Annotated in this window: 10 protein-coding genes and 1 tRNA gene; 5 read left to right on the forward strand and 6 right to left on the reverse strand. The window is 62.4% G+C overall.

From position 1 onward, the window contains the following. Positions 1-114 precede the first annotated feature (114 nt). The gene (locus BQ8482_RS22930; protein ID WP_123149661.1) at positions 115-1,350 is read left to right on the forward strand and encodes an SGNH/GDSL hydrolase family protein; all 1,236 of its coding nucleotides are present in this window, start codon (positions 115-117) and stop codon (positions 1,348-1,350) included. Positions 1,351-1,523: 173 nt separating this feature from the next. On the opposite strand, the gene BQ8482_RS22935 is transcribed toward BQ8482_RS22930, so the two are convergent. Next, entirely contained in the window at positions 1,524-2,978 is a 1,455-nt protein-coding gene (locus BQ8482_RS22935; protein ID WP_123149662.1) for a glutamate synthase subunit beta, read from the reverse strand. Between the two features lie 144 nt (positions 2,979-3,122). Beyond that, positions 3,123-7,871 carry a glutamate synthase large subunit gene (gene gltB, locus BQ8482_RS22940; protein ID WP_123149717.1) on the reverse strand — a complete coding sequence of 1,583 codons (4,749 nt, stop codon included), beginning with the start codon at positions 7,869-7,871 and terminating at the stop codon, positions 3,123-3,125. A gap of 471 nt (positions 7,872-8,342) precedes the next feature. Between gltB and BQ8482_RS22945 the strand changes: the two genes are divergently transcribed. Next, positions 8,343-9,395: a threonine aldolase family protein gene (locus tag BQ8482_RS22945; protein ID WP_123149663.1), complete on the forward strand. Its 1,053-nt coding sequence runs from the start codon at positions 8,343-8,345 to the stop codon at positions 9,393-9,395. Positions 9,396-9,572: 177 nt separating this feature from the next. On the opposite strand, the gene BQ8482_RS22950 is transcribed toward BQ8482_RS22945, so the two are convergent. Continuing rightward, positions 9,573-10,040, reverse strand: coding sequence for an Hsp20 family protein (locus BQ8482_RS22950; RefSeq protein WP_123149664.1), 468 nt, complete (start codon positions 10,038-10,040; stop codon positions 9,573-9,575). A gap of 542 nt (positions 10,041-10,582) precedes the next feature. On the opposite strand from BQ8482_RS22950, the gene BQ8482_RS22955 reads away from it, so the two are divergent. Continuing rightward, the gene (locus tag BQ8482_RS22955) at positions 10,583-11,557 is read left to right on the forward strand and encodes an alpha/beta fold hydrolase (protein ID WP_123149718.1); all 975 of its coding nucleotides are present in this window, start codon (positions 10,583-10,585) and stop codon (positions 11,555-11,557) included. Here BQ8482_RS22955 and BQ8482_RS22960 read toward each other — a convergent pair. The 3 genes from BQ8482_RS22960 to BQ8482_RS22970 form a co-directional block, all read right to left on the reverse strand. After that, entirely contained in the window at positions 11,494-12,189 is a 696-nt protein-coding gene (locus BQ8482_RS22960; protein ID WP_244602937.1) for a DUF1579 domain-containing protein, read from the reverse strand. The two genes, BQ8482_RS22955 and BQ8482_RS22960, sit on opposite strands and share 64 nt — an antisense overlap. A gap of 120 nt (positions 12,190-12,309) precedes the next feature. Further along, the gene (gene hisN, locus BQ8482_RS22965; RefSeq protein ID WP_123149719.1) at positions 12,310-13,083 is read right to left on the reverse strand and encodes a histidinol-phosphatase; all 774 of its coding nucleotides are present in this window, start codon (positions 13,081-13,083) and stop codon (positions 12,310-12,312) included. A gap of 374 nt (positions 13,084-13,457) precedes the next feature. Beyond that, positions 13,458-14,414 (reverse strand): N-formylglutamate amidohydrolase, encoded by a 957-nt coding sequence (locus BQ8482_RS22970; protein WP_123149665.1) that lies wholly within the window; start codon positions 14,412-14,414, stop codon positions 13,458-13,460. Between the two features lie 147 nt (positions 14,415-14,561). On the opposite strand from BQ8482_RS22970, the gene cpdR reads away from it, so the two are divergent. Beyond that, the gene (gene cpdR, locus BQ8482_RS22975) at positions 14,562-14,924 is read left to right on the forward strand and encodes a cell cycle two-component system response regulator CpdR (RefSeq protein WP_006199474.1); all 363 of its coding nucleotides are present in this window, start codon (positions 14,562-14,564) and stop codon (positions 14,922-14,924) included. A gap of 115 nt (positions 14,925-15,039) precedes the next feature. Continuing rightward, positions 15,040-15,114, forward strand: a tRNA-Val gene (locus BQ8482_RS22980). The last annotated feature ends 331 nt before the right edge of the window (positions 15,115-15,445 follow it).

Genomic DNA, 15,445 nt, shown 5'->3' on the forward strand with positions numbered 1-15,445 from the left:
TGACCTGGAGCATCGGACCCAAACCGGTTTTGGGGAATCCGATGCTCCAAAAAAAGATAGAGCGGCGGCACGGTTGTATTGGAGTCCGGCGCTCTTAAGGGATGGAGACGGTAATTGGTTTCGGCTGCGCGTATCCGTGTGATCCTTCGTCGCGTGCCGATCCTGATTCTGGCTATTGCCGTTCTGGCCGTCAGCACTGCCGCCGTCTTTCACACGCCGGCCGTGGCGCAGGAAGAACAAAGGCGTGGCTGGTCGCTGCGCGACTTGTTGTTTCTGCGCCGAAGCGAGCGGGTGGAACCGCCGCGACTGATTCAGCCGCGACGGATTCAGAGGATGGGGCCACGCAAGCCAAAAGCCAGAAAGGCCCGTGCCGCGCCGCGCCGGCCGGCTGAGCCGGCAGCCCCGATTGTCGAGAAGGCGCCGGATGCCCGCACCGTTCTGGTGGTCGGCGATTTCATGGCGAGCGGCCTCGCCGAAGGTCTCGACACCGCCTTTGCCGAAAACACCAAGGTCAGGATCGTCGTTCGCAGCAACGGTTCGTCGGGTTTCGTGCGTGACGATTTCTACAACTGGCCCGAACAGATCAAGTCGCTGATCGAGACCGAAAAGCCGGCGGCCGTGATCGTCATGCTGGGCTCCAACGATCGGCAGCAAATGCGCGTGAACGGTGAACGCGAACAGCCGCGGTCCGAAGCCTGGACCAAGGAATACGAGCGCCGCACCGAAGCGTTCGGCAAGGCCATTGCGTCGGCCAAGGTGCCATATCTGTGGGTCGGCGTGCCGGCCTTCAAGGCGCCGAAGATGACCTCCGACATGCTGGCTTTCAACGACATCTACCGCTCGACGGCCGAAAGTCACGGCGGCGAATTCATCGACATCTGGGACGGTTTCGTCGACGAGGAAGGCGCCTTTGTCACCAGCGGGCCTGATATCAACGGCCAGCCGGTGCGCCTGCGCACCGACGACGGCATCTATGTCTCGAAAGCCGGCAAACGCAAGCTCGCCTTCTATGCCGAAAAACCCTTGCTGAAGATCCTTGGAATGACCGCTCCCCCCGGCACACTGGCAGCTTATGCGCCAGCCGGCGCTCCCGTCGGGGCGCCGGCGCCGACACCCATGGCCGTCGATCGCACCGTGCCGATGCTGCTCAACGATCCGGCACTCGACGGCGGCTCGGAACTTCTCGGCGCCGCAGCGCCGGCAAAGGCGGACGGGCCTGGCGAAAAACTTGTCGTCGAGGGCAAGGCATCAGCTGCTTCGCCCGGCCGCGCCGACGATTTTTCCTGGCCGCCCAGGGGACAGCCTGCGGCGGCGGCCGCAACCGAAACGACCACGGCGATCACTCCCTAAAGCGCGTCGCGTGTGACCGGCCTCATGTGACGCGCTTTAGGTTGTTGTTTTTATGCATGTCGTTATCGCAAAACCGCTGCACACTTTTGCGCGACATGCATTAAACCTGCCCCGGCCACCGGAAGGACGGAAAGCGCCTTCAGATGGCCGCAGGAGTAGCGCTCGAGACAGACTCAGCGCGGCAACACGCTCGATCCCATCAGCGCCTCGTCGATCGAACGAGCCGCCTGCCGGCCCTCGCGGATCGCCCAGACGACCAGCGATTGACCGCGGCGCACATCGCCCGCCGCATAGAGCTTTTCGACGCTGGTCTTGTAGTCGCGGTCATTGGCCTCGACGTTGTTCGAGCGGCGGCTGTCGATGACGATCTTCATCTGGCCAGCCAGTTCCGACACCGGTCCGACGGTAGCCGGCCCGGCAAAGCCGATGGCGATGAAGGCGAGATCCGCGCGGATGACGAATTCCGTGCCGGCGATCGGCTTGCGCTTTTCATCGACCTCGCAGCATTTGACGCCGGTCAACGCGCCGTCCTCGCCGATGAATTCGAGCGTCGCCACCTGGAACTCGCGCTCGGCGCCTTCAGCCTGCGAGGACGAGGTGCGCATCTTCGTCGCCCAGTAAGGCCAGACTGAAAGCTTGTCTTCCTTTTCCGGCGGCTGCGGCCGGATGTCGAGCTGTGTGACGCGCACTGCGCCCTGGCGGAAGGCGGTGCCGACGCAGTCGGAGGCGGTGTCGCCGCCGCCGACGACGACGACATGCTGGCCGCCGGCGACGATCGGCGGCGAGGGCCACGCCACCGACTGGATCGGCTCGCCGCCGATGCGCTTGTTCTGCTGCACCAGATAGGGCATCGCGTCATGCACGCCGTCGAGATCGTCGCCGGGAATGTTGGCCGGGCGCGGCGTTTCCGAACCGCCGCAATAGAGCACAGCATCGTATTCGGCGAGCAGTTCCGCCACCGGTTTGTCGACGCCGACATTGACGCCGCAATGGAAGCTCACGCCCTCGCCTTGCATCTGCTCGATGCGCCGGTCGATATAGTGCTTCTCGATCTTGAAGTCGGGGATGCCGTAGCGCATCAGCCCACCCGGCCGGCTCTCGCGCTCATAGACGTGGACGTCGTGGCCGGCGCGGCCAAGCTGCTGGGCGGCCGCCATGCCGGCCGGCCCCGAGCCAACGACGGCGACGCGCCTGCCGGTCTTCTTTTCCGGCGGGTAGGGCCGGATATGACCGGTTTCATAGGCCTTGTCGGCGATCGCCTGCTCAATCGTCTTGATGGCGACCGGAATGTCCTCAAGGTTCAGCGTGCAGGCTTCCTCGCAAGGTGCCGGACAGATGCGGCCGGTGAATTCCGGGAAATTGTTGGTCGAGTGCAGGTTGCGGATCGCATTGTCCCAGTCGCCATTGTAGACGAGGTCGTTCCAGTCCGGGATCTGGTTGTGGACCGGGCAGCCGGTCGGCCCGTGGCAGTACGGAATGCCGCAATCCATACAGCGCGCGGCCTGTTTCTCGACCTCCTTATCCGACATCGGCAACGTGAACTCGCGAAAATGCCGGATGCGGTCGGAAGCCGGCTGGTACTTGTGCACCTGCCGGTCGATCTCGAGAAACCCTGTTACCTTGCCCATAGTCCAGTCCCTGCTGTCCAGATGGCGCGCTCGACGACGCACCCGTTAACCTCATAAGGCAGCCATGGCAACCTTCAGTCCGAGGCCAGGATTGTTGATGAAGGCGTCGACCGGGAAGCCTCGCTTCCCGGCAACTCCCAAAGCCTATTCCGCCGCCACGCCCATGCGCATGCGTTCCATTTCGATCAGCGCGCGACGGTATTCGACCGGCATGATCTTCCGGAATTTCGGCCGGAAAGTCGCCCAGTTGTCGAGGATCTCGCGGCCTCGCACCGAACCCGTATAATGGACGTGGTTCGAGATCAGCTGATAGAGCCGCTCCTCGTCATGGCTGGTCATGTCGCCGGACACGTCAACGCGGCCTTTGTGGTCGAGGTCGCCGCCATGATGGAGCAGTTTCTCCATCAGGTCGTCTTCTTCGGGAACGGGTTCCAGCTCGACCATCGCCATGTTGCAGCGCTCGGCGAAATCACCTTCCTCGTCGAGCACATAGGCGACGCCGCCCGACATGCCGGCGGCGAAGTTGCGGCCGGTCTGGCCGATGACGACGACAATGCCGCCGGTCATGTACTCGCAGCCATGGTCGCCAACGCCTTCGACGACGGCGGCCACGCCCGAATTGCGAACCGCAAAACGCTCACCTGCAACGCCGCAGAAATAGGCCTCGCCTTCGGTTGCGCCGTAGAGCACGGTGTTGCCGACGATGATCGACTCCGCTGCGACGATCTTCGTGTTCTCCGGTGGGCGGATGACGATGCGTCCACCCGACAGGCCCTTGCCGACATAGTCGTTGCCGGCGCCAATCAGTTCGAACGAAACCCCCCGCGCCAGGAAGGCGCCAAAGGACTGGCCGGCGGTGCCGGTGAGCTTCACCGAGATCGTGTCCTCACGCAGGCCCTTGTGCTTGAAGCGCTTTGCCACTTCACCGGACAGCATGGCGCCGGTGGAACGGTCGACATTGCGGATCGGCAGCTCGATGCTGACCGGCTGCCTGGCCTCGAGCGCCGGCTTGGCCAACTCGATCAGCCTGCGGTCGAGCACGTCGTCGATCGGATGCTTCTGCCGCTCGGTCCAGTGCACCGCCTCATGCGGGGCATCCGGCTTGAAGAACATCTTGCTGAAATCGAGCCCGCGCGCCTTCCAGTGCTGGATCAGCGCCCGCTTCTCCAAGAGTTCGGTGTCGCCGATGATCTGGTCAAGATGGGTGTAGCCCATCTCGGCGAGCAGCGCCCGCACCTCTTCCGCCACATAGAAGAAGAAGTTGATGACGTGTTCCGGCGTGCCCTTGAAACGCTTGCGCAACACCGGATCCTGCGTCGCGACGCCGACCGGGCAGGTGTTGAGATGGCACTTGCGCATCATGATACAGCCGGCCGCGATAAGTGGCGCGGTCGAGAAGCCGAATTCGTCGGCGCCAAGCAATGCACCGATGACGACGTCGCGACCGGTGCGCAGGCCGCCATCGACCTGCAGCGCGACGCGCGACCTGAGGCCGTTGAGCACCAGCGTCTGGTGCGTCTCGGCAAGGCCCATTTCCCACGGGCTGCCGGCGTGCTTGAGCGAGGTCAGCGGCGATGCGCCGGTGCCGCCGTCATAGCCGGAAATGGTGATGTGATCGGCGCGCGCCTTGGCGACGCCGGCCGCAACCGTGCCGACACCGACTTCGGACACCAGCTTGACCGACACATCCGCCGCCGGATTAACGTTCTTAAGGTCGTAGATGAGCTGCGCCAGATCCTCGATCGAATAGATGTCGTGGTGCGGCGGCGGCGAGATCAGGCCGACGCCGGGCGTCGAATGCCTGACCTTGGCAATGGTGGCATCGACCTTGTGGCCGGGCAGCTGACCGCCCTCGCCGGGCTTTGCGCCTTGCGCGACCTTGATCTGCATCACATCGGAATTCACCAGATATTCCGCCGTCACGCCGAACCGCCCGGAAGCGACCTGCTTGATCGCCGAACGCTCGGGGTTCTTGCCGCCGCCCGGCAGCGGCAGGTAGCGGTCGGCCTCTTCGCCGCCCTCGCCGGTGTTCGACTTGCCGCCTATCGTGTTCATGGCGCGCGCCAGCGTGGTGTGCGCTTCCCTGGAAATCGAGCCGAAGGACATCGCACCGGTCGAGAACCGCTTGACGATATCGGCCGCCGACATAACCTCGTCGAGCGCGACCTTCTTGCGGCCGGTTTCTTCGGCGAACCTGATCTTGAACAGGCCGCGAATGCTCTGCGCCCGCGCCGCCTCGCTGTCGATCTGAGCGGAATAGTCCTTGAACGTCTCCCACGATCCTTGGCGCACGGCGTGCTGGAGGGTGGCCACGGCATCGGGTGACCAGATATGCGCTTCGCCGCGCATGCGGAACATGTATTCGCCGCCAACCTCGAGGCTGTTGCGCAGCACCGGGTCGTTGCCGAAGCCGTCGGCGTGGCGGCTGACCGTCTCGGCAGCGATCTCTTCCAGCCCGACGCCTTCGATCAGCGTCGCGGTGCCGGTGAAATACTTCTGCACGAAATCAGTCTTCAGCCCGATGGCGTCGAAGATCTGCGCGCCGCAATAGGACTGGTAGGTCGAGATGCCCATCTTCGACATCACCTTGAGAATGCCCTTGCCGATCGACTTGATGTAGCGGGAGACGACCTCATAGGCGTCGACCTCGGCTGGCAGCTCGCCGCGCTTGTGCATGTCGAGCAGCGTGTCGAAGGCCAGGTAAGGATTGATCGCCTCGGCGCCGTAGCCGGCAAGGCAGCAGAAATGATGCACCTCACGCGGCTCGCCGGACTCGACGACGAGCCCCACCGACGTGCGCAATCCCTTGCGGATCAGATGATGGTGGACCGCCGCCGTCGCCAGAAGTGCCGGAATGGCGATGCGGTCCGGCCCGAGCTGACGGTCGGACAGGATGATGATGTTGTAGCCGCCGGCGACCGCCGCCTCGGCGCGCTCGCACAGCCGGTCGATGGCGCCCTGCATGCCGGCCGCGCCTTCGTTCGAAGCATAGGTGATGTCGATCGTCTTGGTGTCGAAACGGTCCTCGGTATGACCGATGGAGCGGATCTTCTCCAGATCGCCATTGGTCAGGATCGGCTGGCGCACTTCGAGCCGCTTGCGACGCGAATTGCCGACGAGGTCGAAGATGTTGGGCCTCGGCCCGATGAAGGACACCAGGCTCATCACCAGTTCCTCGCGGATCGGGTCGATCGGCGGATTGGTGACCTGGGCGAAGTTCTGCTTGAAATAGGTGTAGAGCAGCTTCGATCTGTCCGACATAGCCGAAATCGGCGTGTCGGTGCCCATCGAGCCGACCGCTTCCTGGCCGGTGGTTGCCATCGGCGACATCAGCAGCTTGGTGTCTTCCTGGGTGTAGCCGAACGCCTGCTGGCGATCGAGCAGGCTGACGTCCCTGCGCAGCGCGCGCGGCTCGACCGGCTTCAGGTCTTCAAGGATGAGTTGGGTGTTGGCGAGCCAGCTCTTGTAGGGATGCCTGGTCGCGATCTCCGACTTGATCTCCTCATCGGAAACGATGCGGCCCTTCTCCAGGTCGATCAAAAGCATGCGGCCGGGCTGCAGCCGCCACTTCTTGACGATTCTTTCCTCCGGCACCGGCAGCACGCCGGCTTCCGAGGCCATGATGACGCGATCGTCGTCGGTGACGATGTAGCGCGCCGGGCGTAGCCCGTTGCGGTCGAGTGTGGCGCCGATCTGGCGGCCGTCGGTAAAGGCCACCGCCGCCGGCCCGTCCCACGGCTCCATCAGGGCCGCGTGGTATTCGTAAAAGGCCTTGCGATCCTGATCCATCAACTTGTTGCCGGCCCAGGCTTCCGGGATCAGCATCATCATCGCATGGGCGAGCGAGTAGCCGCCCTGCGTCAGGAATTCGAGCGCATTGTCGAAACAGGCGGTGTCCGACTGCCCCTCATAGGAGATCGGCCACAGCTTGGAGATGTCGTTGCCGAACAATTCGGAATCGACCGAGGCCTGCCGCGCCGCCATCCAGTTGACGTTGCCGCGCAGCGTATTGATCTCGCCATTATGGGCGACCATGCGATAGGGATGCGCCAGCTTCCACGACGGGAAGGTGTTGGTCGAGAAACGCTGGTGGACGAGGATCAGCGCCGTCTCGAAACGCGGATCGGTCAGATCCTTGTAATAGGCGCCGACCTGATAGGCCAGGAACATGCCCTTGTAGACGATGGTCCGCGATGACATCGACACGACGTAGAAGCCATTATCGACGCCCTTGGTCTCTTCATGGATGCGACCGGAAATGACCTTGCGCAGGATGTAGAGCCGCCGCTCGTAATCATCGTCGCTCTCGATCTCGGCGCCACGACCCAAAAACACCTGCCGCTGGACCGGTTCGGAAGCAGCGATATCCGGTGCCTTTGATAGCAATGAATTGTCGACCGGCACATCGCGAAAGCCGAGCAGCGGCTGGCCTTCAAGTTGCGCCACCTCGGCGATGATGCCTTCGATATGCGCCTGAAGCTCAGGATCGCGCGGCATGAACACATGGCCGACGGCGTAATGGCCGGGCTTGGGCAGTTCGACGCCCTGGTCGGCCATCTCCTCGCGGAAGAAGCGGTCGGGAAGCTGCACCAGCACGCCGGCGCCGTCGCCCATCAGCGGATCGGCGCCGACGGCGCCGCGATGCGTCAGGTTTTCGAGCACCGCAAGGCCGTCCTTGACGATCTGATGCGACTTCACGCCCTTCATGTTGACGATGAAGCCGACGCCGCAGGCATCGTGCTCGTTGCGGGGGTCGTAAAGGCCGTGGGCGGCGAAGCCGGTATGGGTGCGCCCGATATTGGTCAGGCCAGTGGCGTTGGACCGATTTTTGACAGCTGGCGCTTTCGTCTGCGCGGCCGGGCCGTTCGTCGCAGATGGCGTCACTTCCGTCATCATCCTGTCCTCCATTCCGCGCCCCTCAGGGCGCTGGTTTCCGTCGGGAAGCGCCTGGGCTTCCCTCGCATCCTTGCGGCACGTCTTGCGAAATCCTTGCCGAACCAGGCGGCCTGGTTCGCATCCGGCAATCGTACAGGCCAGAGTCGGGCTGTCTACCTGTCGCTCGCGGCAACGGCCGGAGAGGCCTAATGATACGCCAATCCAGCCTGTTTTGTGCGACAAAATAAGACAGCACTACTGTCCTAAATTTTTATGACAGAAATTGCGGATGCGCACAAGACCGATTCACAACAATCTTGGGCTGTTCGCGACAGAAAATTACGCACGGCTACGCCAAAACGCAACCTTCGATCGTATCGCCGGCTCTCCGCTCTCACTGGCTTTACCGCTTTTCCGGCGCTTGGCACTTGCGAGCGGCATGCGAAAGCGGCCAAGGTTGCAATCGATTTTCCCAGCACAGGCAAACGCATGAATTTCGCTTCCGACAATTGGGCAGGCGCCCATCCCGACATCTCAGCCAATTTATCCAGGCATGCCGCAGGTGCTGCCACTGCTTACGGCGACAGTGACCTGGACCGCGCCATCTATCGGCGCTTCAGCGAAATTTTCGAACGCGAGGTTGCAGTGTTCTTCGTCGCAACCGGTACGGCGGCCAACGCCCTATCCATGAGCGCGTGCAACCGCATTGGCGGCGTCGCCTTCTGCCATTCCGAAGCGCATATGACCGTCGATGAATTCGGCGCGTCGGGCTTTTTCACCGGAGGAGCGCGTTTGTCGCCGGTGCCGGGGGTATTGGGGCGCATCAATCCGCAGGCGCTCGATAGGGCCATCATGCGCTATTCCCAAGACTTGGCTCCCGCCGGGCAACCGATGGCGGTCACGATCACGCAGGCGACTGAAGTCGGCACCGTCTACACCGCCGCCGAGATCACAGCCATCTCCGAAGTGAGCCATCGTCATGGGTTGCCTTTGCATATGGACGGCGCACGCTTCGCCAACGCGATTGCCGCGATAGACACTACTGTGGCGGAAATGACCTGGAAGAGCGGCGTCGATATCGTCTCCTTTGGCGGCACCAAGAACGGTTGCTGGATGGCCGACGCGGTCGTGGTTCTTAATCCAGACCTGGGGCATGATTTGCGCCTGTTGCGCCATCGCGCCGCCCAGAACTTTTCCAAGTCGCGCTTCATCTCGGCCCAGTTCGAAGCCTATTTCGCCAACAATCTGTGGCTGGAAACCGCGCGACACGCCAACGCCATGTCGGCTCGGCTGGCGGCAGCAATTGAGGATTCTGCTTCGGCCCGGCTCGCCTGGCTTCCCCCGGCCAATGAAGTCTTCGCAATCCTCAGCCGCAACAATGCCGAACGGTTGCAGGCCGCCGGCGCCAAATTCTACGATTGGGGGGTGCCGCATGGCCTTGACGGCCATATCGGCGAGGACGAGGCGCTATACCGTTTCGTCACCAGCTTTGCGACCACGACCGAAGAGGTTGACCGCTTTGGCCAGCTAATTGCTGGATAGCGGCACCTATCCATCAAAAAAGGGCGGCGCCTGGCGCCGCCCTTCGTGCCTTAATGCATGTCGCGCAAAAGTGCGCAGCGGTTTTGCGATAACGACATGCATAAAAACAAGAACTTAAAGCGCGTCGCATGAATCCACTCAGCCGCGACGCGCTTTAAGTCGTCCTTGTGACGCAGCTCACGCGGCGGTCTTGGCCTCGATCTGCTTGGCCTTCGCCGAAGACGCGGTGATCGCGATCTTGCGGGGCTTCAGCTCCTCGGGAATGTTGCGCTTGAGGTCGACGAAGAGCAGGCCGTTCTTCAGCGAGGCGCCGACGACGTCAACGTGGTCGGCAAGCTGGAAGCGGCGCTCAAAGGCCCTGCTCGCGATACCGCGATAGAGCAGTTCGGAGCCTTCGCCATTGCCTTCTTCCTTGCGCTCACCCTTGACGGTCAGAACGTTGCGGTGAGCTTCGATCGAGAGCTCGTCGTCCGAGAAGCCGGCGACCGCCATCGAGATGCGATAGGAATCCTCACCGGTGCGCTCGATGTTGTAGGGCGGATAGGTCTGCGCGCCTTCGGGCTGCGCAAGCGAATCGAGCATGGTGAACAGCCGGTCGAAACCGACGGTCGAACGATAGAGCGGGGAAAAATCAACGTGACGCATGGTGTGTTCTCCTGTTGAGCAACAAGGTTTGCGTATGGCCGGTGCGAAACCCGTGACGGCGTTCCGGCTAGGCCAGCGGCCCCGACATTGGCGGCCGCAACAGACATTTGGGGAACACCTGAAAGCATTTCAAGATTTCTCGATGAACGGCAGATGAACCGCGGCTTCGGCGGGCGTTCAGCTAAGCGGAGCTAGACTGCTTCCAGGATCAAGGAACAGGCGGCGGTTACGGCGTCGCGCGTCCTCTCGGACGCGCAAAGGACGCTGTAACACTTTGATTGCGCATGATTCACAGCGAAAATCGGGTCCGATTTTCGGGGTCACGCGCGAGATGCCGCAACGGGGCCGACCGGGTGTAACGTCCCTTCCTCCCGGATCGAGGGGGGGCCGGAAGCATGCCGCAAGCTGCTTTCGGCCTCACTCGCCGGCTGCCTCGTTCAGCCTTTCCAACGCGTCCGGAATTCCTTTGCTTTTGCTGCATGGGCGTCTATGCCTACCAGAGCTTGCGCCATGCAGGCAGCGACACACAAACGCAGCGCCGAATGACGGACCTCCTCAACAAAATTCCCCTCTTCCGCGAAATTCCGGGCAATCCGTTACCGGAAAATGCGGCCGGTGGTTTCTTTACGACGCGCGATGGCAAGAAGATCCGCTACGGCCTCTTTCCCGCCGTTGCGCGCCCGATGAAGGGCACCGTGGTCGTCTTGACCGGCCGCAACGAGTGCATCGAAAAATATTTCGAGACCATCCGCAACCTTGCCGATCGCGGCTTCGGCGTCGCCACCCTCGACTGGCGCGGCCAGGGCGGTTCCGACCGGCTGATCAGCGACCGCGAGCGCGGCTATGTCCGGAGCTTCTTCGACTATACCGGCGACCTGGAACAGTTCTTCGAGGACATCGTGCTGCCCGACTGCCGGGGGCCATATTACATATTGGCCCATTCGGCTGGGGCGGTGATTACGCTGCTTGCCGCACCGTCGATGGTGAACCGCGTACGGCGCATGGTGCTGATCGCGCCATTCCTGGCCGTTCCCGACCTGCCGGTCTCGACAACCACCGTTCGCCGCCTCTGCTCGCTGTTCTGTCTTCTGGGCCTTGGCAAGCTTTATGCCGCCTGGGGTCCGCGGCCCAGAAGAACCATTCCGTTTGCCGCCAACATGGTGACATCAGATCCGGAGCGGTATCGACGCAACACGCTGATCTACGAAACCTACCCGCAACTGGCGCTCGGCGGCCCGACGATACGCTGGCTGAAAGCGGCGGCGCAGGCGTCCGAGGCCATCAGCGATCCCGACTTCATGGCCAGGATCCAGGTACCCTTGCTGGTGATCGCCGCCGGTGCCGACCAGGTCGTCTCGACCAAGGCGGTGGAAACCTACACCAGACGTCTGCGCCTCGGTTCGCTGCTGGTGATCGATGGTGCGCGCCATGAAATATTGCAGGAAGCCGACTTCTATCGCGAGCAATTCTTTGCCGCCTTCGATGCCTTCATCCCGGGAAGCGACGACACGGCCTGATTGAGTGCCGCACTCCCTCCGGACGCTCCAAGAGCGCTCCAAGTCATTGAAGTCCATGCCTCGGCTTGAAAAATGCCTGCCAACCTCGTCGGCCCCTGCCGGGCGAAATCCATGATCCAGTTGGTCTCCCAGGTCTTGCCGCCATCCGGTGAAAAAGCCTGCTCCCAGCGCGCCGATTTTTCAGTGATCCGCGACCAGAGGAAGCGAACCTGGATATGGCGTCCGTCGAAGACGTCGTCGCACAGGAACGTGCCGACGCCTGCTTCGAAGGTGCCGCGCATCGGAACATCGATGGTCGCCGGGTTGCGGCCGTCGATCCACCAGATCGACCATTGTCTCGTCGCCGGATCGAACGTCCGCAGCGTGGCGGCGCGATAGGCGTCGCCGGGCAATTCAATGACATTGTCGTCGACATTACCGAGGCCGCCAAGGATCGGGCGCACGTCGCATGTCCCGCCAAACACCTCCCGATTCGTGTCGCCTTGCAGCCGCTTCTGCAACCTTCGATGGCTGACGTTCCAGCGTCCGAAGAAAAAATCGAAATCGGCCCGCCCGTCTACTGGAGCATTTTCTGCTGGAGCATTTTCTGCCGGCGCATCTTCGGAACGGTTGGTTGTTGACTGCGTCGGCATGTGATTCCCTCCCGTGACATTGTCTCCATAACCGAGAGCCCCTGACACCCTCCCGTCAGGAGCATGGGATTGTCGTCGCCGTGGGCACCTCAGTCCGTAATGGCCAGCTGCCCAGCCGGTTCAGCCACGCAGCGCCGCCATCGCGGCGGCATGAAGCTCCGGCGTTGCCGCAGCCAGGATGTCGCCGCCCCTTTCCGCCGGTCCCCCTTCGAAGGTGGTGACGACGCCGCCGGCCTTCTCGATGATCGGGATCAGCGCGACGATATCATAGGGTTTCAAACCGGGGTCGGCGACGATGTCGACGCTTCCCGCCGCGACCATGGCGAAGGCATAGCAGTCGGTGCCGTAGCGGGCGAGTTGGACCTGCTGCTCGAACAGGTCGTAGCGCAGGCGCGCGTCTCCCTTGAACAGTGCCGGCGTGGTGGTGAACAGCGTCGCCTCGGCGAGGCTCGTCGTCTTGCGTGTCGTCAGCCTTCGCGGTCCGCCCGGGCCTTCATAATGGGCACCGGACGCGTTGGCGTAAAAAAGCTCGCCGGTGAAGGGCTGCGACATCATGCCGGCGACGGCATCGCCGTCGACCGTCAGCCCGACCAACGTTCCCCACACCGGCAGGCCGGAAATGAAGGCGCGGGTGCCGTCGATCGGATCGATCACCCAGACATGCCTGCTGGAAATGTTCTCGCTGCCATGCTCCTCGCCGAGGATGCCATGATCGGGATATTCCGCTGATATAAGCGCCCGGATGACCCGCTCGGCCTCGCGGTCGGCCTCGGTGACCGGGTCGAAGCTGCCTTGCTCCTTGTTGGCGACCGCGCCCTGGCTGCGGAAGCGCGGCAAGGTTTCGGCCGCGGCGGCATGCGCAATGCGCCGCATGAAATCGATGCTGATATCCAACTGAGTCTCCCCGCGTTGCAGCCTGCTGGAACCGTCGTTTGCCTGTGGTTTTCCGCCAAAGCAAGGGCGTGCGGAACTTTTGCGCATCGTCAACTGTTGCTCGAATGCAACGCTGGCGCCCTCGAATTCAGTTTCCACATCACCGTGAATTAAAAACTCCGGTCGACGGCTTGACATTTGTGCATCGCACAATAGATTTGTTCTCGGACAGGCTTTCCTGTCCATGCCCTCCTTGGGCGTTTCCTCCCTAGACTTCGACCGTGTCGTGCAAACGATGCGGTCTTTTTTTCGGCGCGGCATCCAGCGGATTGCGCTTCCCCGACCCGCACGTCGACGCCTTTATCTGGCGAAAGGTCTCGTTTCGATTTTCGGCATCATTCGGCGGCAAGCGGCAGATCGATAAAATGGTGGTCGGGCATCGCCATCAGATCGGCCGAGAATTGTGCCAGATCGTCGGCGAGTGCATCGAAGCCGGCGGATTTCTGGAACGTCCGCTCGTTCATGTAAAGCCCGCGATTGACCTCGATCTGCAGTGCATGGAGATGGCGCACGGGGCGGCCATAGTGCTCGGTGATGAAGCCTCCGGCGTAAGGCTTGTTATGGGCGACGGTGTAACCCATGCCGATCAGCAGGCCGATCGCCGTCTCGGTCAACGCTGCCGAGGCGGAGATGCCGAAACGGTCGCCGACGATGAAGTCGGGCCTGACACCGCTGTCGCCGACCCTGATGCTCGCCGGCATCGAGTGGCAATCGATCAGCACGGCAAAGCCGAACCGCGCATGGGTCCTGGTCAAAAGCCGTTTCAGCGTCTCGTGATAAGGCTTGTAGACAGCCTCGACACGCGCGACGGCTTCCGCCAGTGGCAAGCGGCCGGCATAGATTTCGAGCCCCTCTCCCACCAGCTTGGGCACGGTGCCAAGCCCGCCGGCCACGCGTGCCGAGCGGATGTTGCAGAAGGACGGCACGGGTTCGGCGAACATCCGCGGATCGAGTTCCCACGGCTCCCGGTTGACGTCGAGATAGGCGCGCGGGAAGTTTGCCGCCAGCATCGGCGCGCCGAGCGCGACGGCGCCACCGAACAATTCGTCGACATAGCAATCTTCGGAGCGGCGGATGGCGTTTCGGTCCAGCCTTGCCATCGCCAGGAACCGGTCCGGATAGTGACGGCCGCTATGCGGCGAGTTGAAGAGGAAGGGGACGCGCTGTTCGGCGCCCGACCGGATTTCGAAGGGGGGAACGACCGAAAAATCCTCGGCTGCCGTTTTCAATTTGAACGAATCCGGAAACACCAATGCATCATGGTTGGAAAGGTGCCACCTCCCCGGCCGCATGTCCAGCGTTTCGGCGTCCGGACCGCTTTGTTAAAGGCCGATCGGGCCTTTATCGTTCACTTGATGTTTACCGTCACCTCCTCATATACAGGATGGTTAACGGGCTGCCCCACGGCAGTCTCGGACGGGTGATTCGGACGGGATAAGATGGCACGCATTCTACTGGCGGAAGACGACGATGACATGCGCCGGTTCCTCGTCAAGGCGCTGGAGCGTGCCGGCTACCAGGTCAGCGACTTCGACAATGGTGCCAGCGCCTATGAGCGGCTGCGCGAAGAGCCCTTCTCGCTGCTCTTGACCGACATCGTCATGCCGGAGATGGACGGCATAGAACTCGCCCGCCGCGCCACCGAGATCGATCCCGACCTCAAGGTCATGTTCATCACCGGCTTCGCCGCCGTTGCGCTCAATCCGGATTCCAAGGCGCCGAAAGACGCCAAGGTGCTGTCGAAACCGTTCCATCTGCGTGACCTCGTCAACGAAGTCGAAAAGATGCTGCAGGCGGCCTGAACCGATTCTGGCAGGCCTTCGGCACCCCTTCAGCGGCGTGGCGAGGCGAACCGTTCTTTCCCTTTTCCTCCTATTGACGCGCCGTGGCAAAAATGGTGTATGCGCGGCTTCGGATGGGCGTGTAGCTCAGCGGGAGAGCACTGCATTGACATTGCAGGGGTCACAGGTTCAATCCCTGTCACGCCCACCATCCAGACAATCCGCCGCATCTCGTGCCCCGCGGATTTCCTCGTCTGACGAGCGCTTCGGGCTGGACGGCGTGAACGCCGTATTCTCGAGAATGCCAGAATCGGACGCCTTGATTCTTTGGCCCAGCCAATGCTCTCAATGAAGTCGGCGAAGTCGGCAGAAAATATCTCTTCGGCCACCTCGACGATATGAAATTTGGTGTCCGTTGGAGGCATCGCTCTCCCAGGTGAATCCGAAACGGTATCCAAGCGTGTCGGCGAGCGACTTTGCATTGGCCATGGCCAAGAGACGGCCGCCCAAGCCGTCATGTCTGGTGCGGCAATCAGCGTCGT

The organism is Mesorhizobium delmotii (assembly GCF_900149755.1).
GTDB lineage: Bacteria > Pseudomonadota > Alphaproteobacteria > Rhizobiales > Rhizobiaceae > Mesorhizobium > Mesorhizobium delmotii.